Genomic DNA, 22,969 nt, shown 5'->3' with positions numbered 1-22,969 from the left:
ATATATCCATATATTCAATATATACATTAAAAGTAAGGAATGTATGTTCAAAAAAACACACGGAATATTAATTTGGAGCGGTATGTTTTCTTCTTTTATCCTACTTTTTCTACACTGCCGTAATTGTAACAATGGATGGTATCCTCTTTATACTGATGAGCAATTGTAGCAAGTTCTTCTAAATTCTCTTCCGTTACCTCATGAGTAAACAGAACAAAATTACTATCGGATTCGGAGTCTGTTGAAATGGAACCGATGATGATTTTATGTCGTTTCTGTTACTATTTCTTCGTAGGACTTCTTCACTTCAAACTAATATTTTTCCAGACGAACAAACATATCTTTCTAGAATAGATCTGCAATTTCTGTTTGATGATACCAGAATTTATGGAAATAATCAGGGATACTTCTTGTGTGTTCTAACAAGTATCCCTCTTTCTTTGTTGGATGATTACGAATAAAAATACTGGGTGTTTCCTGTCGTACTTGGAGGAAAACATCATGGTAAAAATACAACATGCCACTTGTTGTAGCGCATTGTCCATCTTGAAACGGCACCATCGATCCGTTATGAAATGTTAAGCTTGCATCTCCTAGATTATATGTAAATATTCGCTAATTTAAGTCACCTTTCGTGTCTATTTTATGTTTAATATAGTCTCGTACCGTACAAACGGGAAATGTTGTTAGTTTGAAAAGAGAGAGGAATAAAAATTCTTTATCACCTCTGTTCTTTCTTCTGTATGATAGAAAAAACGGAGAAAGGTAGAATTTTATCTATCCTCATTATTAGTTAGAAAATTCTAATTTGATTAAATTTAAAGAAAATGATATATTGATTTTAGAATGATAATCCAATTAATGGATGACAACCTAATACCTGTAAGTGGACTGTGACAATGTCAGATAAACGGGAGGAATTTAATATGAAAAAATTATGTTCATTTGCTTTAATTTGTGCCTTAACCTTTTCCGGTTTTATCGTTTTAGACAGTACGCTACCTGATAAAGCGCGCGCTGAAGTAAATACGATTAAGCAAGCTTCAGCTGTTGTGGATGATTGGCCATGGCAAACGTATTTCTTATTGCATCACAATGCGGACTATCTACAAGAATTAGCCCCTGGTACGTTAAAACAAGGTGGTACGTTTGATACGACGGTGTATATAGGTGGAAAAGATGTGGGTGTTGTAAAGATTTATCGATTGAACGGAGATGGTGAATTACAGCGCTACAAAACCATTTCTGCAGGTGAGGCTGGACACCACTACTATTCTAGGTTCACAACACCAATTACAACGGTTTACACACCAGGTACATATGTAGCAGTACTGAAGATAGACACTTCATATTATTATGGTGGCTCCTTCCAAATTACAAAGTAAAACATATAGGTATATTTGTCTGAAACGCACTGGGTTACGGTGCGTTTTTGTTATCTAACGAATAAATGATCACGCGGGAAGTCAAAGCATATTATCGAAACGGGGCTGAATGTGATGAAAATTGTAACAGTTAGTGCGAATGCAACAGTCCGTGTTGGTATTTTAAAAGGGATGACAGGAAGTGTTACTAGTTATGATGCGGATACTGGGATGGCCGAAATCTAATTGGATCCATTTACAACGGTTATAATTAGGTCTGTATTTCTAACGCAATAAGGTTTGTATAGGCTTCTTTAGAAAATTAATATTTGATTTTTATAGTGACTCAATACATTCTATGATTAAAACTGAGTTACATATTTTAAAATCATCACCAGGAGAATCTGCAAATTTACGGGTTCTTATTTAAAACATAATGCCAGAAAAGCTGAGGTGAATAAAGTGCAAAGTTTAAAATCTTTAAAACGTGACGTATACATTTTTCTTCCATTGTCTATTTATTTTTCCTCCATTTTTATTTCATTCTATATTATAGAGAATACATTCAACTTGCTAAGTTTTTTACCAGCACTTGGAACCCTGTATGTCTGGGTAACTAGTGTGATAGACATTAAAAATAAAAATTACAAAATAAAATAAAAAAGCATCTGAACTAGATGCTTTGCTCTTAATGTTATAGAATATTGACGCCCATGACCATACAGCTACCAAAAACAATACATACCAAACCTAAAAATATTAAAAACCCTGGCAAATCAATATGCTCGAGTAGCGCGCATATTAATAATAAAAAGGGGTAGACTAGAATTTCAATCCAGGTTACGCCCCCTGCTTTCTTTATTTCTCGGTAAGATACAACGCTGACAAGTAAAACGCCTACTACAATCAACCCTATCCCTAACATCATCCATCCATTCACCCTTTTGAAAATTTAGTATTTCACTTTCATATACTGCTCTTTTACGAGCACCAATAATTCCCTCAATTTCTTCTCTACAGGATGTTCTTGATTTTCAGATACTTCTCTGCCATAGGATGAAAAGCTTTGTGAGCAAGCACTAGTTGTAACTTCCAATTTCGCGTATGAGAATGTATGTTCATTTTCTTTACCAATGTTTTCAGTAGTGCTTCCATTTGAACCAACGCGTATACAGCTTTCATCAAGTTTGGTGCGCTTACCTTCCTTGTTAACCGTGTAATACGTGTCATTGACTTCCCCATATTTCATATCGGCTGTAGATGTAACTGCAGTCCCGTCTGCAGAAAAAGTGACGACACGAAATCCATCTTCTTCTGGCAACAACTCAGCTCCTGGAACATTATATAGTACCAATAGGTCTCCTTCGTATGCTTCTGGAATGAGATAAATGGTATCTGTAGTGTCTTGTCCGAATCGGATACAACCGCTTAAAAGAATCATAATAAAGATCCCACAATACATTATAACTTTTCTCATAGAGTCTCTCCCGTTATGTGTAAGAATGGTATAGTATGTATTATATAATGCAATATATTCCCTTGGATAGAATAAGTTTCTAGTTTGAAGACGATTTTACTATTGTTATATAAAATATTTATGTCAGTGGATGATTAGCACGAAGAGAAATGGAGTGAATTGATGAGCAGACGTTTTGCATTAACATATGAAAATAAGATTTTGAGAAAGATAATGATTACCGTAAGCATTGTCATACTCGTTTTCATTGCAACAGGGTGTGATTCTGTCCAAAATGAGGCAAAGGATGTAACGGACATTCCGCTTAACAGCAAACTAGATTCCCTTATTTCAGAAAGTATCATTGCCTGGAATCAAGACAAATTAAATCATACAGAAAAACAATTTGAGACGCATGTAATCTATGGAACTGAGATGAAGGATGAAAAAATGTATGTCTACCTCCATTCCCTCATGCAAGGATATAGCCGCGAAACACAGACAGTTCCTCAAGCAGGACATTTACTTCCAGTCCGTGTGACAGTCACAAAAAATGGGGATGATTACATCATTGAAGATTACCGTGAACCAGGAGATGGTGCTGAAAATGAACCTACTTTGCGCAACATGTTCCCGAATAAGTATGCGGATCAAGCACTTGCTATATCAAATAAAATAATACAATCATTAGAATCTCGTATGCAAGAATCCGTTTCTAAGTGGCTGGAAGAAACAAATAATGAGAGACAAGAAAGATAACAAATATACTATTTATAATCGAATACAAAACAAAAAAGGAGAGAAATAATCTCTCCTTTTTCTACTTTATACCTAGCATTATTTGTTATATCCACCAAGTTGCTGTTCTGCCATAGCAACGAGACGTTTTGTGATTTCTCCACCTACAGAGCCGTTCGCTCTTGCAGTTGAATCCGCACCTAATTGTACGTCGAATTCTTGTGCAATTTCATATTTCATTTGATCCAGTGCGCTTTCTGCACCTGCAATCACTAAAGAGTTGTTACGATTGTTTGCCATCACATATCACCTCCTGTACGTTTAATATGCTACGAAACAAAGAAAATATTATTAGTAAATAAATCCATTTATAACGTGTACTTTTCAACCATTTTACTTTCCCATTACAATTTCAGCATAATAACAGTACAAGTTTTCTTTATTTGCATGAGTTTACAGAATGTGAAATATGATTATGAAGAGTTTTATTTTACAAAAAAATTTATCGATGTAGTTGTATTGCAAGTTCTTCTAAAATATTGACAGATAATATGCCGTGTGTTAAATTCAAAATATTTAAATATTAAGGAGATGAGTGACAGATGTCAGTTAATAAGATAGAAGAATATTGGTATATGTACGCTAAAGAAAATGAGTTAAACATGAGAGTTCCAGATGCATGGATGTTTGGAGATGGTTCCAAAGAAATGGGAGATGAATTAGGAAGATTAGTAGTTAAAGGAATCAAAACAGGAACATGCGCTGCACATTGTGTTTATGAGCTTGAAGGGGAAGAAATTCAAAAAGTTGGTCAGTACGATATTGTATTGGATGGAGACAATAATCCATTAGCAATTATAAAATATACAAAGATTGATTTACTAAAAATGAATGAAGTAACAAGTAATTTTGCAAGATCTGAGGGTGAAGGCGATTTAAGCTATGATTATTGGTATAGTGAGCACGTTAAATTTTTCACTTGGGAATTAAGTCGGTATGGACTTACTTTTACTCCAGACTTAACGCTCGTTTGTCAAACGTTTAAAGTAATGGATGTTTATAAAGATTAAACATGAATGAAAATCAAACATGTTTATTTTATATTATGTTTTTAAGCATTTCGTCATGTAAAAAAACAAAATCCCCTTAATACAGGGGTTTTGTAATCTATACTGTTCATAATCCTTAGTAAACCGTTGATACTGTTTGGATAGTTCATACTCAATTTTATCGTACGCCATTGTACCTGCTAATTCTTTACGTGTCTGTTCTTCAATATATCGAGATACTATAATCAATCCCATCATCTTAACGCCTCACTATTTGGTTCAAAACTAGAGCCATTCGCGGATAAAGCAGAACAACTTTCCCCTTCTTATACCATACTTATCCTTTATTGTTCCTTTATACCTTTAGTAATTTTGTATTGGTAAGGCTTATCTCCTTCTCATACAACTTTGGATGAAGTGAATAGCTGAAAATAAAAGGAACTCTCAGAATAGAGTTTTTAATCAAGTGCGTTCCTTTTATTACTTACTATTTAGCCTACGTACATATTACATAGTGTATTTTTTATCCAATAAATTGGATTAAAACCTGGTTAAACTTTTCACGCTCTTCCCAGAATGTGCCGTGACCACTGAATTGAAAAGGTACAAGTTGTGCATTTCCCAATAATTTTTGCGTCTCTTCTCCTTTAGTAAATGGAACAATTTTATCGTGAATACCGTGAATAATTAGCGTCTGTACATTTATTTTACCAAGATCGCTATACACATTTTCATCTCTCAATGTTCTCATAATCGCAGCTGTCGACCAACTAGCCGCTTCCAATCCTAACTGTAGAAACCACTCGGAAAATGGTCCAGTGATTTTCTGAAAGAAAAATTGATTTGTTACACCCTGCAACATATTAGGGCGATCATTCAGTGTGTCTGTAATGAACTTATTCGCAATCCCTTTTTCCACACTAGTTGGAGATGCAGCACCAATTAGGACTAATTTGGATACTCCAAACCCTTGATAACGAGCCATATAACGAATTGAAATTGCACCACCTGTAGAGTGCCCTGCTAGTGTGACATCTTTAAGCTGTAACGCTTTAATTACTACTGCTATATCATCTGCCAATCTATCAAAATTGTATCCACTGTATGGTTTGTCTGAATTGCCGTACCCCCTCCAATCAATGCCTATACATCGATATCCCATTGCTGGAAGTACATTGTACTGATATTCGAATTGCTTATGATTTAATGGCCACCCATGTATAAAAAGTATTGTTTTCTTACCTTTCGGATTTATATCTTCTACAAAAATTCTTACATCAGATTCAACAGGTATTAAGTATCCCATGCAGACTCCCCCATGTAATAAAGATTGCCTCTACAATAAGATATTCAGCTTAAGAGAATCTATGCTGTTTCAAGTCTACTCTAAATTGCCCTAAGGACCAGTTCGACTACAAATAATGATTCATGAAATTCGCGTTACATATACAATCGCAACAGTTGTGTTAGAGAGAAATCCTACTTTCAATTCCTTCATTTGTAAATAAGGTGTTGGAAGCTTTCTACGTACTAAATTTAAATTTACATCTAAATCTTGGACAAATGCGATTTGCGGACCCACAATATTGTATTCAATTTCAGCTTTTGTAATATCTCTTTTTTCTTTCTTTGACACATTTACTAACAAACAATTTAATTTATCTGTATCGAACTGAATAAGTATATAGCCATTTAAAATACTATCCTGAATATCTTCCATTTGATTTGTTATTTTTGAATTCTCAAAGGGTAATACAGACTGAATATCTTGTAACGAATCGAAGCTCTTCTCTTTTATATAAGTCAAAACCTCTTCATGAAATATATTTACATCGATTAATGTTCTAAAATATGAAATGACTATAGCGGAATTATTAGAAGCAATTTCCAACGTTATAAAATCTTTAGATTTTTTAGTAATTTCATTAAATCCTGCAAAGATTCTATAGAGTAAACAGATATTCTTTCATGTGGTTTCAATTGATAATACCCTTCCTTTCAGAAAGAAACTATATACAGTTTTCAGGAAATTGCTATTTTTAAAATTAGGGATGGTGATATATAAATATACTTATTGAATTAATAATAAAGCCTTTGAAAATGACTTAACCAAAATTAGTTAAAAAATGTATTACAAGTAAAAATTAGAAATGTTTTAAGTAGAATTACGATATTAAAAACAACCTTTCTTTTGGTATTGGTACTAAAGAAAGGTTGTTTTTATAACAGGATTTTTCAAGTGTCTATTCTATAGGGTACATTTACCAGTGTTCTTCTCTTTATTATTTCATTAAGTAACATTAGCATTACATTCTATATGGTTTCTTAAAAAATTTCAGTAAGAGAATATCTTAATTTTGAAGTGTACAAATAGGGAGAGTGACTTCAACTATAGTCCCCTTATTCATTTCACTCTCAATAAATATCTTTCCCTGATGTGTTTCAATGATTTTATAACAGATCATTAACCCTAAGCCAATCCCCTCTTCTTTAATACTATAAAAAGGTTCTCCGAGGTATGGTATACGTTCTTTTGGAATCCCACACCCTTGATCGATAAAACGAATGCTTACTTGATTATTATCAAGTATATTTAATTGAATCAGAATTTCCCCTCCCATCGGCATAGATTCAATTGCATTTTTTAATATATTAACAAATACTTGTTTTAATTGATTTCCTTCACATGAAATCAATGGAATACCAGGGTTAAGATCGATTCTAAATTTTATATTATTCATCATTGCTTGAGGTTGTAGTAGCATTAAAACTTGATCCATTAGCACACTAATGTCATTAGGTTGCATTTTTACTACCTGTGGTTTGGCTACCGCCATAAATTCAGTTGTAATGCTCTCTATACGCTCAATCTCTGATGATACTATATTAATATAACCCTGATTATTCTCACTTTCCGTTGATTTTAGTAATTGCATGAACCCTTTCATTGCAGTTAATGGATTATTAATCTCATGAGCCATTACAGTCGCTAATTGTCCTACAACAGCAAGTTTTTCAGATTTTCGTAATAATTCTTCTGTTTTTAGCCGTTCAGTGATATCACGAGAAATACTTAGGAAAACTTTTTTACCATTTAAGTTAAAAACACGAACACTAAACTCAGTTGTTATTACTTTTCCTGTTGGAAAAACATATTCATCTTGCAAAGTGAAGGAAGTTTGTCCCTTTTTAATTTTTTCTAATAACCTTACGATCATTTGAGAATCTTGTGGTACTATATTTGAAAATGATAATGAGAGCAACTCTTCTCTACTATATCCAAACCTTCTACACCCAACAGGGTTTACCTCAATAAATCGACTTGGAGCATTCTCTTCATTCAACTCTACTACATATACCGCATCAGTTGCTTGTTCGATTAGTGCACGGTACTTCATTTCACTATCTCTTAATTGCCGGTGTAATCGATGTCGTTCTCTTTCTGCTTGTTTTCTTTCAGAGATGTCTCTACATATTGCTGATAAAGCTATCACATTTCCTCTTACATCTAGTATAGGAGAAACTGTCAGACTAACATCAAGAAGACTCCCATCGCTCCTTTGTCTAACAGTTTCTAATCTAGTAACCACAGATTCACCTGTTAGAATTTTCTGGATATTTTCGAGCGATTCTTCCATTAAAAAATCTGGTACACAAGGTAATCTCTTACCTATGATTTCTTGTGATGACCACCCAAATATCTTTTCATAAGCTTTATTGGCTTGTAAAATATGCCCTTCTCGATCAGAAATGGTAATAGCATCTAGATTGTGCTTTATAAATGATTCCAATAATTCTTTGGTAGCGCTTAATTCTGATTCTACCTTTTTCCTTTCGGTTATATCAACTGTAGAACCAACAACTTCAATAACTTGTCCATTTCGTTTAATCGGCCTAAGCGCAATAAGAATAATAGTTTTATCATTTGGCCAAGGTAATTCAAATATAATTTCTTTTCCTTCCCATGCCTGAAGATAGTACTTCATCAATTGTGGAACTAAATGTGGAGGAACAATAGAAGCATCAATAGTACGTAAGCTTTTTCCTACCACCTGTTCAGAATAAAATCCGTTTTGATAATAAAACTGTCCATCACATAAAGTGTGTATAAAGTGCTTACCCACTTTTTTAAATTTAAAAATTCCTCCTTGAAGCTCATGTACGGTATCTGCAAGTTCTTGCTTCGATTTTTTTAATTCTCGATTCATTTTAGATAAGTCCTGTGTTAAATAATACAATCTCTGGTAGGCTTCCATAAGAAATAGCCCAATTAAAAGTCCTAACGCTATATATAATAAGCCTCCTGTGTAAAGTAATGTAGTATTAAATAATACGCCAACTAACCACTTTATTCCAATAAAAACAGAAAAATATAACGATGCACTTTTAAAAGGATGTAGTTTTTTAAAATAAGTTTTAAAGGTAGAAAATAGAATCCCCATACCTAAATAAGCAATCACAGGAGGTTCCCAGTACCCTCCTGTGTAAAAGATACGCATTACAATTATGCTAATTAACGTAATCCAACCAGCAATACGACCAAAGTAAATAAAAGATAGAATAAGAGGAACAACTCGAAGATCGTAGGAAAATCCCATGTATGGAAAAGAAAAGAACATTAACGTAACTGCAATAATCCCTCCATAGAGCTTTTCAAAATATCGACTAGAATTAATTGTAAACACTTGAATAAATATTGCTGCGCTAACTAATAAAGAAAAAATAGAAAGGTTGATGAAATAATCTTTAATAATCATGTAATGTCCCTCCTTGCATTAAGTGTATTCGACAAAAAAGCTAAAAATCCTACAAATTGTATAAACAGTTCAAATGCATAAATTTTAAACTAGGATTAAATCTAGAAAAGTAAATAAGGAGCACAGCAGATGAGATATTTTAATGAAAAATAGTTCAAAAAAGATAATAGTAACCGTTGACTACTATTATCTTTTTTCTTTAAGTTATCGTAATACGTATGAAACTCTAAGGGACGTGGTATGTCATTTCATCAAACAATGATTATATGCTGAGTCATGAATATAGAAACTTCAACAGTAATTTTTGAAAAATAACATAAAAAACAAAACTATCTTTGAAAATGAAAAAAATCTATATAAATGTCAACTAATCTATGTACAAAAACGTTCATTTAATTTTGCATAAAGTCACTCCACTTAGGAAGCTAAGTAGTTCTTCAAGGTCGATAAGAACAAGAACACCTGTAGATGCTTCAGGATAACTACATAATTGTATGAGTAATGTACTTGAAACCTTTCGGTAAAACCATACACATAATACAACTAACTCCTTGGTTCAATATTTACTTTTTCGCTGAACAAATTCTTTTTCTTGAGCAAAATATTCTAGGATATAAGGAGATTTTTCAATTAACTTGGTGTCTAGTTTATTCTCCAGCTCCAATTACTTCGTTACTTTCAGATTCAGTTCATTATATTTTGTACTTTGTCTTTATACACAACATATTCTTTACCATCCACTACTGCTACTACCGCAAATTCATCATTTGGATTGAATGAAAGCCAATCAGCCCACATGTTAGTATTAGCCCCTCCACTCCACATATTATGAACAGTGTTTTTAGTTAAATTCATAACTTTATAAGACGCATTTGGCGCATTTGTTCCAGTCTTTATTTCAAAAGTGTATGCGTTATGAATTTTTTTATAAAAGTAGAAAACGTTTGATGGACGAAGCTGATTCAAAAAATCCTGTTCTTTTTTCTCTGCAATTTTTATCCCTTCTTGCAAAGTGACAACATCTGTTTTTAATGTTTTCCAACTGTTTTTCGCTGCATTCAAGCTGGGGGTTAAGAATTTATATTTATTTTGATCAGCTTTTTGATCAGCTTTATCAATATGTCCCAGTACACCCGAATATTGAGAATCTAAATCCTCCCATTGCGTAGACATATAAGTAAGAGCAGTGATAGCACTATCAAGCATACTATGCATATCACTAATATTATGAAATGCAACTCCAACTACACGATTCAATGTTATTTTATAATCTACAGTCTGACGCAATTTTGCTAATTCAGGTTCTAGCCAACCTAACTTACCTCTTGCATCACCTATCATTATGCCACCAGCAATCAAGGTTGGAATAAAGGGGATTTTCACCATGTCTAACCCCTTAGATTCTATGTCTTTCTGATATTTTACTTGTCCTAAAAGGTCCTCTAGACGCTTTTGGTCAGCCTCCACATCAGCACCTTGGTTTTTTAAAATCGATTGCAATGTCTCTTTATGACTTCCAAATGTTCTAACATCTTCTCCAATAGCATTTTTTAATTGAATTAATTCTTCTATTAATGCTTTTGCAGACTTTTGATTTTGTTGAATTCCTCCCTGTAAATCTGTAATCCCTTTTTTTAAAGTATCTCCATTTCCATTATTAATCGCCTCTACTAATGTTTCATAATAATTTTCAAATTTTGTATCGTATTCTATAATGCCTGTCAATGTATCAAAAAGCTGTTTTTTTACTTGTGTATTCCATGTAACAGCATGTGCTCTTGCATTCTTTTGATCTTGTACAATTTTACTAGGTAAATCTGCATTTCCATTAATAGTTATTCCTTCAAAACTCACATCTGGATTATGAATTAGCAAATAAGAATATTCATTCATAGCTTTTGCAAATAAACCAGCATCTTGCAAAGCTTTTTTCATCTGTTCTTCATTTGCTGAAAGAGATATATTTTCATTGTTCGTTTGTTCAATTTCAATCGCAAAAGTTTCTAGTGGTATGACTGCATAAGTAGTTGTTATAGTTAAAAACGCTGATACAGCGAGTAGTTTATTAGGGATTTTTTTCATCATTTCGTATTCCTCCTATATAAGGTATGGTTTCAAGTTCTAATCTTATTAAAAAGCGATGTCTTTCAAAATGAGTTCTACATCTTTTATCAGTATCGTTTGAACTTTCTTTAGCAGCCTTCAAATCATTAAGTATTAAAGAAAATGTATATAATCTGCTTCAAATTAACCGATTCTGTTGCAAATTTTAAAAAAGCAATTAAACTACAAGGTTATTTTTTATTCGAATCATACTTATATATAATTAAAAGGCGAAGTCTTTAATGAGACTCCGCCTTTCTGTTATATAAGGATTTATTAATTATTACTTTTCTGTTTAACAGTGTAATCATAGACTTTCTATGTTTTAGTTCACTTTACGCAGAATTAATATTTCCCTATTTTTGTGGAGTAACAGTTTCCACTTTTAATTCCTTTATTCCTTCTTTTAATGTAACAGCATCTGTTCGTAATGTTTTCCAACTGTCTTTCGCTGCATTTAAATTAGGTTTTAAGAATTTAAATTTATTTTTATCGGCTTTTTCAGCTGCATTCTCAATATGCCCTAGAACGCCCGAATATTGAGAATCTAAATCATGCCACTGCGTGGACATATAAGTAAGAGCGTTAATAGCATCATCAAGCGCCTTGTGCATTTCATTAATATTACTGTAAGCAACTCCAACTACACGATTTAAGGTTACTTTATAATCCACGGTCTGACGTAATTCTGCTAATAAAGGCTCTAACTTACCTAAATTATCCCTTGCTACTCCCACTATAATACCGCCAATTATTGGTAGACCCAAAATAGCACCCTTCATTACATTAAACCCATCAGATTCTAATTGTTTATAATAGTTTACTGATCCTAATACTTCTTCTAGACGCTTTTGATCGGCATCAACATCTGCACCTTGATTTTTTAAAATTGACTGCAAGAGCTCTTTATTACTTCCAAAAGCTCTAACATCATGTCCAATAGAGTCTCTTAATTTAGTTAATTCTTCTATTAGTTGTTGTGCATACTTTTGATTTTGTTGAATTTCACCTCGCAAATCTGTAATCCCTTCTTTTAAAGTTTCTCCATCCCCTGTATTAATCGCTTCTACCATTGTTTCATAATAATTGTCAAATGTTGTATCGTATTCAACAATACCATTCAATGTATCTAAAAGCTGTTTTTTTACTTTCGTATCCCAAGTAACAGCATGTGCCCTTGCATTCTTTTGATCTTGTACGATTCTACCAGGTAAATCTACATATCCATTAATGGTAATTCCCTCAAAATTCACATCAGGATTCTTAATTAACATATAAGAATAGGCATTCATAGATTTTGCAAATAATCCAGCCTTTTGCAAAGTCTCTTTCATTCTCGCTTCATTTGCAGAAAGAGCCGTATCTCCATTGTTCGTTTGTTCAATTTCACTTGCAAAAGTTGTTACTGGTGAAACTACATTAGCAGTTGTAATAGTTAATAGCGTCGATACAGCGAGTAATTTGTAAGGGATTTTTTTTATCATTTCATTTTCCTCCAATTTAGGTTTTAAATTTCAGTTCTACTCCTGTTTAAAAGCAATATCTTTTGAAATGAATTCTGCATCTTTATGAATATCATTCCAACTTTCTTTAGCGGCTTTTAAATCATCTGGTATTAAAGAGAATTTGTGGTCTTGCATAGAATCGATATTATCCAATAAATCTGTATAATTTGCGCCCATTGTATTCCATTGCTTTTGAATATTTGTTAGAGACAATATCGCTTGATCTACAGTCTGGTATAAATATGCCAATGTTTCTTTCGCGTTAGTAAGCGAAAGAACTGCTTGATTAGCACGATCTGCTTTCATACTTAATTCTCCGATTTTGTTAGAAATTTCATTATAGGAATCCATATGCTTAGATGCTGTGACACCAGCCGCAGTTCCTAGACCGATACCAGCTGCGCCAAGAGCCGAGAGTCCACCAACAACAGCCGGTGTTGCTGTACCGCCAGTTACAACAATAACTACCGCTCCTCCAATAGCTGCAATAACTAAAATAGCTGCTCCCAATCCACCACCAATTGACCATGCTAATACATCATCAAAATGTTTTTTCTGAGTAGAACGAAGTTGCTCAATTTCAGCTTGAAGTTGTGGAATCGTTGCCTGTTGACCTGCTAATATTGCAGTTAATCCACCTTTCCCATCTGGACCACCAACATTATTTTTAAAATCTGTAGAATTTTGATATAGTTTCCCTTTGAAGTTTTGTAGCATCTTAATCACATCTGTAACTTCTTTTGAATTTGTATTGATTGTAGTAATTAAATCATTTATACCCTCTTTTAGACCTGCCTTATCTTTCTTTTGTACAGTTTCTACTAATGTGTCGTAATAATTTTGAAATTGTTCATCGTAATTTACAATATTACGAGCAGTTTTTTGAATCTGTGGCTTCGCTGTATCTAACCAGTAATTCGCATTGATTCGTGACAGCTCTTGATTAAGGTGAATATTTTTGAGCAACTCTCCCCCCTCTGAGCCTAAATCGATATTAGATAAATTTACATTTGGTTGCTTAATCATTGTTTTTGCGTATAAATCCATTACTAGAATATGAGACCCTGTTTCAGCTAATGCTTTCTTCAGTCCTTCGGGGCCTAATGCATAATTGCCTACTTTTTGTTCTTGAGCGGTCGTTTCTTGTGCAAATGCATGAATAGTGTTACCGGTAGTAGCAGTTATAACTGTTGCTAATGTAGCTAAAGTTAGTACTTTGAATGGAAATTTTTTCATGACTATTCTCCTTCTTTCGCTAAATGCTTATAATCTTTATGAATTCCCCAAAAACGCAATATTAAAATTTATATACTTGTTCTTCAAGGTAACTTATTACATTTTTTAATTGTCTTAATGTATCTTTTTGAGACTGCTCGTTAGTTGTATCAGCATTAGTAGATAATTTTGTAATGCTATTTTTTATTAGATTTAAATCTTCTTTATAGCGCTTTAGTAGATCCAGTTCTACATCTACTTGATTTGCAAACGTATGCAAATCATTTTGTGTAAGAAGAAGCATTGATTTTTGTAAATCAGCTATTGATAATTTCGTTGTTAAATCATATATTTTTTGATTTTGTTTCTCTAAATCATCTAAATATGCTCGCTGTTCTGCTGTTAATTTATTTACTTCAGCAAAAACGCCAAATGTTTTCTTAATCTTTTCGGTATCAATGACCTTCATCAGGTCATACTCTTGTGTTTTTGCTGCGGCTGCGGCTGCTATTTCACCTTGTTTGCTTTTCTCAATTGCTTCACGAGCTGCTTTTTTTGCTGATTCAATCTCTAGAGCAGTTTTACCTTGTTCTGTCGCTTCTTGCGCCGCTTTTTTCTCCGCTTCTAGAATAGAGTTGTTAATTTCTTTTCCTTTGTTATACGCTGCCACCCCTGCTTGAGCAGCTGGTTCAATAATTTCTTTTGAAAGACTATAAACTTCTTTGAATATAGCAAATCCCTGTTCATTTAAAGCCCCTGGTATTAATGCAATTTGCTGTAAATCATTTTGAATTGCTTTTTTGGTATTTAATATTTCATTTTTTAACTGATCTATTTTTCCTGTTCCATCTGTACTTAGTATGCCTTGCGCAGTTGCCACATTAGTATCAAAATCTTTTAATTTTTTATCAAGCTGTAATTTAAGATCTGTTAATTCATTGATTTGTCGTTGCGCATTTTCTTGATTCGTCATAGCCATTTCTTGAAGTACTTCAAGTCTATCCGAAAACCCTTCTCTATCTTCTTTATTGTCTACAAACGATTTTAATGTCGGGTAATAACTATTAAATTTTGTTACAAATCCTTTACTTTTTGAATTTAATAGAATTAACTGTGGATAGAGTTCCGATGACCATTCCTTCATATCTTGTTTGATTAGGAATTGATTGGTATTTAAAGCTGGGACTTCCTCTAGCTGTACATTAGGACTCATTAAAGATTGATCAATATACGTTTGGATTAATTTAGATTGCGCACCTAATTTTCGTAATGAAGAGGAAATATCCATGCCTTCCTGTTGAGTTTCCGCTTGAACGATTGGTGTTGCGAGAGTATTGATAGGAATAGTTGCTCCAGTTACAATGGATGTGACTAATAATCCTGTCATTATTTTAGTTTTCATTCCGTACACTCCTTTACCATTGTTTTTATAACTTAATTCATATAACTTGTACGACCGCTCTCTTTGTAAACTGGATAAGAAGGAGAAATCTTTCAGATACGTTAATATCGTTGTTTTTTACTTCTAATAGGATGTAAGGATTTTATTTATCTCTCATTTCGATACTCTATTTTTTTAAATATAAATAACAAAAATTTATTAACTATATTTGAATCAGGCACCTTATGAGTAGTAAATTCTTAATTCTTTCCTAAAGTTGCGGTTTAACTTACAGAATCGTGAGGATCAATAAACCAATGCTTACAGTTAATCTTGTCATAACATTGTTTAATTTCAATTTGATAATATCCCTCTTAGTTTTGTCAGCAAACTCCTTACTAGACAACAAAAGATGAAATTATACTGTACATTGCTTATACTTTTATTGCGGAATAACTTCACTTTTGTTATGCAGAAACTTAGAACACGTTTATTACCAATTTGATTCTTGACCTCTTGTGAATAAATTGACTATTCAGAAATTTTCAAAGACATAATGTTACTTATAACTTCACTATAATTCCTATTAGCGTAACCTTCTCCTTTCTGTCTGGTCATACCAGTTATGTTGTTCATTAAAACATTAAATTTTTAATGCGTAAATAGAAAAATTTTGTCGATTACGCTCGATAATTTACTGTTAAATAAAAATATGAACCAACAAAATTATATAAATATAATTATTCGTAAATTTCATTTCTGTAATTGTAATGATTACAAATTAATGTGTATACGGTTAAAAATAACTATTTTAGCTCAACCGAGAAATTTTATTTTAGAAAAAATACTTATAGAATAATATAATAGGTCTTTTTATACTTTTTTACCTTTATTTAGTTATGTATAATTGCATAAAATGTAGATATATTTAGTAATATATGTTATATTGTTGATTTTTTCACAAACATCTTAATATCATTATTAACAAATTTACAATATGAAGATATTAGTCTATAAACTTATCTTCGTTATAAACATAGGTTTTAAATTACAAAAAAGCTGCAAAGCTTCCTTGGAACACTTTGCAGCCTTCTGTCTTTTTTTTCTTTAGCAAAATAACGGTTAGTGTATTTTTCAAGTTAACTATACGGTACAAACATTTCCATTGAGCTTTTGCTCACATATGTGTTTATCAAATCTTCAAGAGCTATTTGTTTGAGCTGACGTCAGACTAGTGTTTATCTAAAATAAAACTATACCTATAAATTCAGCACATGATTGTTATAAAAATTGAAACTGTTCCGCTAACAAGATAATATCAGGTTAATCTCATACGTCTATTTGAATACAAGTTCTTTTTCTAGACAAATCACAAACTCTTTCTAGCGTAATAAGTTCAATATTTTCATTTTTTGGGATACTTACACCCATGTTTAAGTCTTTACATTGGAGACAGCAAATAACAAGCTTATATTATTGTATATTTTTCACGGTACTGCCTAGGAGTCATGCTAGTGATTTTTTTGAAAACTCTTATAAAATAACTTTGGTCATTAAAGTTAAGCCAAGCACAGATATCTGATAACGAATAAGTAGTGAGTGTTAATAATTTCTTTGCTTCTTCCACTCGTTCCCTTTGAATATATTCGCTTAAAGTAATTCCCATTTCTTTTTTAAATAGTTTAGACAGATAAGTAGGCGTAATTTCTAAATGATTAGCAAGTTCATTCAGAGATATTCCATCGTAAACATTTTTATTAATATGTTTTATACATGTAGTAACCGCGTAAGAATACTTTTTTGCATTGTATTCTTTCACACGATCTGCAAAAGTACGTAAAGCATCCCCTGACAATCGCTTTACAGATTCTACATTATCTAATTGTTCCAGGGTTTGTATATATAAAATACTATGAGCAAAAGCAATATCTGGTGGCAGGTTTCCTTCTATTGCATATCGAGTGGCTAAGGTAATCGCAATAATTCCAAGGGTTTTTTGATTCCTGAGCGGATCCTCTATTAGCATAAGTTCAACATCTTCTTGCGAAACCGCATACATATACTGTATTAACTTTTTTTTATTGCCTTCTTTAATAGTCGAAAAGAAATCATTTACTAATGCCATATTGTGCGTTTTAGGTTTGTTTTGTCGGCGTTTTAAAATATATAAATCAGGTTTCACATTTTTATTAGGAATTTCCTCTAGTACTTTATTTTTTTCCAAGACAATATCTACATCTAACTTTTCATTGAAAATCATGTAATGTAATAAAATTCCCATATCAATTAATGTAGTTTTTTTAATCTCAGATAAACACTGATAATAGGCAAGTCTTTCTTGAATGTTATCATTTGATTTAAATTCTTTCTGAAATTTTATGATCATATCATCTGAATCTTTTGGATGTATAGTAGGACCGATTATAATAGTCCCTTTAATATCATCATGATTTTCTATATGAATTAGAACAAAATTTTCAAGATAGTTGTTACTTCGGAAAAGTGGCAAGTTAAAGGGATCGTTTTCTTGATAAATATCAGTAAGATGTTCTTCTTTTGAAGAATAAAAAGGACTACAAACATTATCAGATGTAGAATGATATAAAATTTTTCTGTCTGCAGATAAAATATGCACAGGGGCATTAAATGCTTTATGTGCAAGATCACACAAGTGTTGTATATCGATAGAAGTATTCATTACATTCTCCTTTATAGATCCATAAAATATATTCTGTTATATATAATTCACGACAAATAATACTATAAAATATCAAATTAGTACAATTCACAACAAAATATTACTATATCTTTTTTATAAAAATCATATATTATTTAATTGTAGTTAGCATCTAAACATCAGAGTAGATAAGTAAATGAAATAAGTTAAGTTCTTTTCTTAATTCTACAAGATATAATTATTGAACTTGAGAAAACAGTGAAGTACTACAAAATACAGTGGTAGTCAATGCGAGGACCAAGCTGGAAAAAGATTTAAAATAAAGCGAAAGTAACAGGAGATACTGTACCACCGCAAGAAACAACAGTCAAAGTTCCAATTCAATCACTTATACAAATTGAATTCAAAAAAATAAATACTGCTAATTTAAATATGAAACTGAAAAACTATTTTGCTCCAAATTTTAAAAAAAGATAATAAAGAAGTTGTGAAATTGGAAACAGATGAAAGCGATACGGTTATTTTTGAAGCACTATGCTTTGAAAAGTACAAGGTGGAGGAAATTCAAGTACTCAACTAAACATAAAAAAACGAATGGAATATTCGAAAAAATGACACTATATTACTGGTCGCAACATTAGTTTTACTTTCCACAAAAGAGGAAAATATATATAGACTTTACAAATACTAAAAATAGCAAACTAGATAGTTTTATTACCGCATCACATAAACTTATTATTAATTTCCAAATACAATAGTTGTTAATCAACAAAAAACTTCAATAACCAAGGTGCACAGTAAATTGACCTCAAAACAATAATTACTACAATATCAGGTTTTGCTTATTCTATAAAAAAGAAATATCACTTAAAAACTATTCCTTTATATCGATTTAGACATAAAACATTTTATTATATCGGCTTAAGTATTATGGAATTAAAATTGCAAATAACAACAAAACTCTTTTAAAGGCCTATACACCGTTCATATCGAATTAATTATCTTCCGATACCTATGTCATTAACGTAACTAAAAAAGATTATTACAAAGGAATCTGAGAGGTCTTTTCGATTTCGAAATTTATTTTTTTGTAAATTAAAGGAAAAATAATCCGTATATATACGGATTATTTTCTTAGTGTAATCTGTATTGACCTGTTAACTGTTTTTCAGCCATTCGAACTAAGCGTTTTGTAATCTCTCCACCGATTCGAACCATTTGCAGATGATGTGATGTATCAGGTCCCAGTGTGACTCCTAGTTCAAAAGCAATTTCATACTTCATTTGCTCAATAGTACTTGTAGTAGCAGAAATAAGAATTTCATTTGTATTACTTTCGTATCTTTGAATATTTATAAATAACATGTGCCTAATTATGCTATTTATGCATGAGCAATCTAATTTATTCCAGCATTTTTATAGGAACCCTTTTCCTCCCCATATTCCACCAATTAAATTTGAAACACAAATGTACATTGCATTTCAATATAACAACAAAAGCTACAAAAGCAACGAATTTACTACTTTAAAGTTAAGTGCTTAACCTTGATGTACTTAAATTCTTTTTTCCAGATAAAGCATACATTATATCTTGATGCTTGATTGTCCTCTTATAATTATGTGGTATCGGGAATTTGTTTCGGTGTTCTTTCATTATAATTAAAGTTTGAATTTCTATGCTCAATACTTTTGCAAGAACATGATAGTTATATCCATTGTTTAACAGAGAAATTATGTCATAAAACATAGTTTTTCCACCCACTAATTTTACTAATCTATTCTTTAACTCATCCCTTTTTTCTTTAGCTTCATCCATTTCTAACAACATGGATTTTTTATTTGTTTGCTTAATGTATTGAGTATATAACTCTGGGAATTCTTTTTGGACTTCTTTGTTTAATACTGGTTTATATTTAATCATATAAGTAACTTGTAACAATGAGCGTTTTAACAAACTATCTTCAATGAGATACGCTACTTTATTAAATAAATGTACATATTCCTTAATATTGGAATAACTATTAAAATGAGCTAATACTCTACTTTTTATACTAAAAGCCTTGCCTATATAAATAATATTGTCATTATAATCTTTAATGAAATAAATACCACTGTCATCTTTTTCTAATTCATTATCCAGTTCTTCTAGACTCATAAAATGCAATTCACTCATACTTTCCTCTCCTTATTAGTTTTAAATCATGAAAAACAGGCAAGGTTTCTAAAAAAGGCACTCTGCTGTCCTAGGATTTTTCATTTTAGTTCTTGCTAAATATCAAAAAACTGTTTCTATTTTACTCAACTATCAATATGATTATTAATACAATTTTCTATCGTTATTATCTCGCAATTTTATCATGTAATTTCGAGATCGTTTCCTCATTTAAATTACTATGTTTTATCGAATAAAGGAAATATACTACTACCCCAATAATAATCCAAATACTAAAGTACACCCATGTCCTTAACGGTAAATTTAGTATTAAAAACACACAGCATACAATTGCAATGCATGGTAATACAGGTACAAAAGGTACCATAAATCCACGTTTTAAATTGGGGTGTGATTTACGTAGGATAATAACTGATAGACAAACTAACGCAAACGTCACCAAACTACCGATATTAACTAAATTAACTAACTCTTTCAAGTCAATAAACCCAGCTATTAAAGAGCTCCCTATTCCTGCCAATCCAGTTATAAAAGTGGGTGCTCCAGTTTTCTTATTAACTTTCGCAAATGATTTCGGTAACAATCCATCACGACTCATTGCAAAGAATACTCGTGTTGCCGCATACATATTGGAAAAAATAACAGCCATAAGGCCAATTACAGCACCTGCAGCAATTGCACCAGCGACTTTTCCTTGTCCTACAACTTCCATTACATAAGCCATCGCCTCAGGAACATTTAATTCTTTATAGGAAACCATTCCTGTCATAACAAGGCATACCATAACATAAATAATTGTACATATGATTAATGATGCAATAATACCGATCGGAAGATTACGTTTCGGATCTTTTACTTCTTCTGCTGAAGTTGCTAATATATCAAAACCCGTAAAAGCGAATAAAATAGCTGCTCCACCCGTAAAAACTCCACTTAAACCGTATGGTGCAATTGGTATCCAGTTCATTGGTTTTACATAGAATATACCAACCGTAATAAACAACAAAATCATTCCAATTTTAATCAATACCATTATATTATTGATTCGTTTGCTTTCCCTTGTACCACGGGATAACATCCATGCTAATATCAATGTAATGATTACTGCTGGTAGATTCACAATACCACCATGCGAAGGAATCGTTACTAGAGCTTTAGGTATCTCTAATCCAAACCCCTTTATTAAATTGTGGAAATAGCCTGTCCATCCAGCAGCGACAGCCGCTGTTGCCACAATATATATTAACAGCAATGACCAACCTACTAGATGAGCAACAAACTCACCAATTGTTGCATATGAGTACGTATATACACTACCAGATGCCGGGAGTGTGGAAGCAATTTCTGCGTAACATAATGCTATAAATCCACATATAATTGCTGCAAGTACAAATGAAAAAATAACTGCTGGACCAGCATCTCTTGCTGCTACTAATCCAGTTAACACAAGAACCCCTGTTCCAACTATCGAGCCTATCCCTAACATAATTAAATCAAATGCTCCTAATGTTTTCGTTAAAGTCTTGCTTTGATTATGCTCTAACAATTGTGTAACGGATTTCTTTTTTAGTAAATTACTCATATTTTCTGTATCCCCTTTAAAATAAGGTTTGTTTTTCTCTTTAGTGTTGTATATAAATTTACTTAGTTATTAACTAGCCTCATAATATTTCTTTTACATTAAATAGATTTGAAATATTATATAAATTCGCTTCTCACTTACTAGTTAAACTAGACATTTCCATAGATTTTTGCGTACAACGTTTCATAGCTGAAATGATAGCTGTTCTTAAACCTTTTTCTTCTAGCGTTACTACAGCTTCTATCGTCGTTCCACCTGGAGAACAAACCATATCCTTCAATTCACCTGGATGTATTCCTGTTTCCAATACCATTTTTGCAGAACCTAATACAGCCTGAGCCGCAAATTTATAAGCTTGTTTTCTCGGCATACCGCCAAGTACAGCAGCATCTGCCATGGCTTCTATAAACATATACACATATGCTGGAGAAGAACCACTAATAGATGTAACAACATCCATTAGTTTTTCATTTACGACCTCCGTCTGGCCGAAAATATTAAATATGTTAAGTACCTCTTTTATATCTTTTTCTGTAACCATTTCATTAAAACATAACGCAGACATTCCTTCTCCAACAAGTGCCGGTGTATTAGGCATTACTCTAACAACCTTTAACTTTCTACCAAATTCATTCTCAGTGCTCTTAATACTTTTTCCTGCAGCAATAGTTACAACGATTACATCATTTTTTATTTGATCTTTTATTTGGTTAATTACCGATGAGTATAAATCTGGTTTGATTGATAAAATTAAAATATCAGCACTATTAGCGACTTCATTGTTGTTAGTAGTTATAGTTATGCCATATTCATTACTAGCATTTTTTAAATTAATGACGTTTAAATCTGAACAAATTATTTGATCCGGAGAAACTATATTTTTTTTAATCATCCCACCTATCATAGCAATACCCATGTTTCCACATCCGATGAATCCTATTTGTTTATTCATAATAATTTGCTCTTGCT

The 22,969-nt window shown here is 32.1% G+C and carries 20 protein-coding genes and 2 pseudogenes; 4 read left to right on the top strand and 18 right to left on the bottom strand.

All coding sequences use genetic code 11. From position 1 onward, the window contains the following. Positions 1–345: 345 nt before the first annotated feature. Positions 346–561, bottom strand: a complete 216-nt coding sequence (locus ACTJJY_RS15855) for a hypothetical protein (protein WP_440605944.1) — start codon at positions 559–561, stop codon at positions 346–348. A gap of 365 nt (positions 562–926) precedes the next feature. Here ACTJJY_RS15855 and ACTJJY_RS15850 point away from each other — a divergent pair, with 365 nt between their 5' ends. Beyond that, a complete protein-coding gene (locus ACTJJY_RS15850; protein WP_440605943.1) occupies positions 927–1,385 on the top strand; it encodes a DUF5065 family protein in 459 nt (152 codons plus the stop codon). Positions 1,386–2,058: 673 nt separating this feature from the next. Here ACTJJY_RS15850 and ACTJJY_RS15845 read toward each other — a convergent pair. Together ACTJJY_RS15845 and ACTJJY_RS15840 are read right to left on the bottom strand one after the other, a co-directional pair. Further along, positions 2,059–2,292 carry a hypothetical protein gene (locus ACTJJY_RS15845; RefSeq protein ID WP_088091462.1) on the bottom strand — a complete coding sequence of 78 codons (234 nt, stop codon included), beginning with the start codon at positions 2,290–2,292 and terminating at the stop codon, positions 2,059–2,061. 24 nt (positions 2,293–2,316) lie between these two features. Next, the gene (locus ACTJJY_RS15840; protein WP_016081589.1) at positions 2,317–2,841 is read right to left on the bottom strand and encodes a DUF6843 domain-containing protein; all 525 of its coding nucleotides are present in this window, start codon (positions 2,839–2,841) and stop codon (positions 2,317–2,319) included. A 162-nt stretch (positions 2,842–3,003) separates the two neighbouring features. On the opposite strand from ACTJJY_RS15840, the gene ACTJJY_RS15835 reads away from it, so the two are divergent. Continuing rightward, positions 3,004–3,579 carry a peptidase M56 gene (locus ACTJJY_RS15835; RefSeq protein WP_088091461.1) on the top strand — a complete coding sequence of 192 codons (576 nt, stop codon included), beginning with the start codon at positions 3,004–3,006 and terminating at the stop codon, positions 3,577–3,579. Between the two features lie 78 nt (positions 3,580–3,657). Here ACTJJY_RS15835 and ACTJJY_RS15830 read toward each other — a convergent pair whose 3' ends face one another. Further along, positions 3,658–3,858, bottom strand: coding sequence for a small, acid-soluble spore protein, alpha/beta type (locus ACTJJY_RS15830; protein WP_440605942.1), 201 nt, complete (start codon positions 3,856–3,858; stop codon positions 3,658–3,660). A gap of 302 nt (positions 3,859–4,160) precedes the next feature. Between ACTJJY_RS15830 and ACTJJY_RS15825 the strand changes: the two genes are divergently transcribed. Then, on the top strand, positions 4,161–4,628 hold the full coding sequence (locus ACTJJY_RS15825) for an ASCH domain-containing protein (RefSeq protein ID WP_088091459.1): 468 nt from the start codon (positions 4,161–4,163) through the stop codon (positions 4,626–4,628). Between the two features lie 33 nt (positions 4,629–4,661). On the opposite strand, the gene ACTJJY_RS15820 is transcribed toward ACTJJY_RS15825, so the two are convergent. The 10 genes and pseudogenes from ACTJJY_RS15820 to ACTJJY_RS15775 all read right to left on the bottom strand — a co-directional run bounded on the left by ACTJJY_RS15820 (position 4,662) and on the right by ACTJJY_RS15775 (position 18,266). Further along, positions 4,662–4,862, bottom strand: coding sequence for a hypothetical protein (locus ACTJJY_RS15820; protein ID WP_429786852.1), 201 nt, complete (start codon positions 4,860–4,862; stop codon positions 4,662–4,664). 268 nt (positions 4,863–5,130) lie between these two features. Beyond that, positions 5,131–5,913 (bottom strand): alpha/beta fold hydrolase, encoded by a 783-nt coding sequence (locus ACTJJY_RS15815; RefSeq protein WP_440605941.1) that lies wholly within the window; start codon positions 5,911–5,913, stop codon positions 5,131–5,133. Positions 5,914–6,039: 126 nt separating this feature from the next. Next, positions 6,040–6,587 (bottom strand): annotated as a pseudogene (locus ACTJJY_RS15810) (spore germination protein); the annotation flags it as partial. 371 nt (positions 6,588–6,958) lie between these two features. Continuing rightward, on the bottom strand, positions 6,959–9,364 hold the full coding sequence (locus ACTJJY_RS15805; RefSeq protein WP_440605940.1) for a PAS domain S-box protein: 2,406 nt from the start codon (positions 9,362–9,364) through the stop codon (positions 6,959–6,961). A gap of 451 nt (positions 9,365–9,815) precedes the next feature. Next, positions 9,816–10,028, bottom strand: a pseudogene (locus ACTJJY_RS15800) (hypothetical protein); the annotation flags it as partial. A gap of 20 nt (positions 10,029–10,048) precedes the next feature. Next, a complete protein-coding gene (gene hblB / locus ACTJJY_RS15795) occupies positions 10,049–11,449 on the bottom strand; it encodes a hemolysin BL regulatory component HblB (RefSeq protein WP_440605939.1) in 1,401 nt (466 codons plus the stop codon). A gap of 374 nt (positions 11,450–11,823) precedes the next feature. Next, positions 11,824–12,951: a hemolysin BL binding component B gene (gene hblA / locus ACTJJY_RS15790; protein ID WP_440605938.1), complete on the bottom strand. Its 1,128-nt coding sequence runs from the start codon at positions 12,949–12,951 to the stop codon at positions 11,824–11,826. Positions 12,952–12,987: 36 nt separating this feature from the next. Next, positions 12,988–14,208, bottom strand: coding sequence for a hemolytic enterotoxin HBL lytic component L1 (hblD, locus tag ACTJJY_RS15785; protein WP_426965730.1), 1,221 nt, complete (start codon positions 14,206–14,208; stop codon positions 12,988–12,990). A gap of 61 nt (positions 14,209–14,269) precedes the next feature. Further along, entirely contained in the window at positions 14,270–15,589 is a 1,320-nt protein-coding gene (gene hblC / locus ACTJJY_RS15780; protein ID WP_440605937.1) for a hemolytic enterotoxin HBL lytic component L2, read from the bottom strand. Positions 15,590–17,036: 1,447 nt separating this feature from the next. Further along, the gene (locus ACTJJY_RS15775) at positions 17,037–18,266 is read right to left on the bottom strand and encodes a helix-turn-helix domain-containing protein (protein ID WP_440605936.1); all 1,230 of its coding nucleotides are present in this window, start codon (positions 18,264–18,266) and stop codon (positions 17,037–17,039) included. Between the two features lie 430 nt (positions 18,267–18,696). Between ACTJJY_RS15775 and ACTJJY_RS15770 the strand changes: the two genes are divergently transcribed. Further along, the gene (locus ACTJJY_RS15770) at positions 18,697–18,825 is read left to right on the top strand and encodes a hypothetical protein (protein WP_003270913.1); all 129 of its coding nucleotides are present in this window, start codon (positions 18,697–18,699) and stop codon (positions 18,823–18,825) included. A gap of 554 nt (positions 18,826–19,379) precedes the next feature. Here the strand turns inward: ACTJJY_RS15770 and ACTJJY_RS15765 are convergent. The 4 genes from ACTJJY_RS15765 to proC all read right to left on the bottom strand — a co-directional run bounded on the left by ACTJJY_RS15765 (position 19,380) and on the right by proC (position 22,952). After that, positions 19,380–19,610 carry an alpha/beta-type small acid-soluble spore protein gene (locus tag ACTJJY_RS15765; RefSeq protein WP_000897403.1) on the bottom strand — a complete coding sequence of 77 codons (231 nt, stop codon included), beginning with the start codon at positions 19,608–19,610 and terminating at the stop codon, positions 19,380–19,382. A 166-nt stretch (positions 19,611–19,776) separates the two neighbouring features. After that, positions 19,777–20,418 carry a nucleotide excision repair endonuclease gene (locus tag ACTJJY_RS15760; RefSeq protein WP_440605935.1) on the bottom strand — a complete coding sequence of 214 codons (642 nt, stop codon included), beginning with the start codon at positions 20,416–20,418 and terminating at the stop codon, positions 19,777–19,779. Between the two features lie 166 nt (positions 20,419–20,584). Beyond that, positions 20,585–22,000 (bottom strand): amino acid permease, encoded by a 1,416-nt coding sequence (locus tag ACTJJY_RS15755; protein ID WP_440605934.1) that lies wholly within the window; start codon positions 21,998–22,000, stop codon positions 20,585–20,587. 133 nt (positions 22,001–22,133) lie between these two features. After that, entirely contained in the window at positions 22,134–22,952 is an 819-nt protein-coding gene (proC, locus tag ACTJJY_RS15750; RefSeq protein WP_001041296.1) for a pyrroline-5-carboxylate reductase, read from the bottom strand. Positions 22,953–22,969: the final 17 nt, after the last annotated feature.

This window comes from Bacillus sp. 22475, assembly GCF_052044835.1.
Taxonomy (GTDB): Bacteria; Bacillota; Bacilli; order Bacillales; family Bacillaceae_G; genus Bacillus_A; species Bacillus_A cereus.
The sequence above is the reverse complement of the archived record's forward strand: the minus strand, read 5'-3'. Positions and strand labels throughout refer to the sequence as shown.

Excerpts from the sequence above, each read along its gene's own strand:
- ACTJJY_RS15760 (WP_440605935.1), bottom strand. The coding sequence starts at position 20,418 with ATGAGTGAATTGCATTTTATGAGTCTAGAAGAACTGGATAATGAATTA.
- ACTJJY_RS15850 (WP_440605943.1), top strand. The coding sequence starts at position 927 with ATGAAAAAATTATGTTCATTTGCTTTAATTTGTGCCTTAACCTTTTCC.
- ACTJJY_RS15830 (WP_440605942.1), bottom strand. The coding sequence starts at position 3,858 with ATGGCAAACAATCGTAACAACTCTTTAGTGATTGCAGGTGCAGAAAGC.
- ACTJJY_RS15835 (WP_088091461.1), top strand. The coding sequence starts at position 3,004 with ATGAGCAGACGTTTTGCATTAACATATGAAAATAAGATTTTGAGAAAG.
- ACTJJY_RS15805 (WP_440605940.1), bottom strand. The coding sequence starts at position 9,364 with ATGATTATTAAAGATTATTTCATCAACCTTTCTATTTTTTCTTTATTA.
- hblB (WP_440605939.1), bottom strand. The coding sequence starts at position 11,449 with ATGATGAAAAAAATCCCTAATAAACTACTCGCTGTATCAGCGTTTTTA.
- hblA (WP_440605938.1), bottom strand. The coding sequence starts at position 12,951 with ATGATAAAAAAAATCCCTTACAAATTACTCGCTGTATCGACGCTATTA.
- ACTJJY_RS15775 (WP_440605936.1), bottom strand. The coding sequence starts at position 18,266 with ATGAATACTTCTATCGATATACAACACTTGTGTGATCTTGCACATAAA.
- ACTJJY_RS15855 (WP_440605944.1), bottom strand. The coding sequence starts at position 561 with ATGGTGCCGTTTCAAGATGGACAATGCGCTACAACAAGTGGCATGTTG.
- hblC (WP_440605937.1), bottom strand. The coding sequence starts at position 15,589 with ATGAAAACTAAAATAATGACAGGATTATTAGTCACATCCATTGTAACT.
- ACTJJY_RS15820 (WP_429786852.1), bottom strand. The coding sequence starts at position 4,862 with ATGGGATTGATTATAGTATCTCGATATATTGAAGAACAGACACGTAAA.
- proC (WP_001041296.1), bottom strand. The coding sequence starts at position 22,952 with ATGAATAAACAAATAGGATTCATCGGATGTGGAAACATGGGTATTGCT.
- ACTJJY_RS15765 (WP_000897403.1), bottom strand. The coding sequence starts at position 19,610 with ATGTTATTTATAAATATTCAAAGATACGAAAGTAATACAAATGAAATT.
- ACTJJY_RS15845 (WP_088091462.1), bottom strand. The coding sequence starts at position 2,292 with ATGATGTTAGGGATAGGGTTGATTGTAGTAGGCGTTTTACTTGTCAGC.
- ACTJJY_RS15825 (WP_088091459.1), top strand. The coding sequence starts at position 4,161 with ATGTCAGTTAATAAGATAGAAGAATATTGGTATATGTACGCTAAAGAA.
- ACTJJY_RS15755 (WP_440605934.1), bottom strand. The coding sequence starts at position 22,000 with ATGAGTAATTTACTAAAAAAGAAATCCGTTACACAATTGTTAGAGCAT.
- ACTJJY_RS15815 (WP_440605941.1), bottom strand. The coding sequence starts at position 5,913 with ATGGGATACTTAATACCTGTTGAATCTGATGTAAGAATTTTTGTAGAA.
- ACTJJY_RS15840 (WP_016081589.1), bottom strand. The coding sequence starts at position 2,841 with ATGAGAAAAGTTATAATGTATTGTGGGATCTTTATTATGATTCTTTTA.
- hblD (WP_426965730.1), bottom strand. The coding sequence starts at position 14,208 with ATGAAAAAATTTCCATTCAAAGTACTAACTTTAGCTACATTAGCAACA.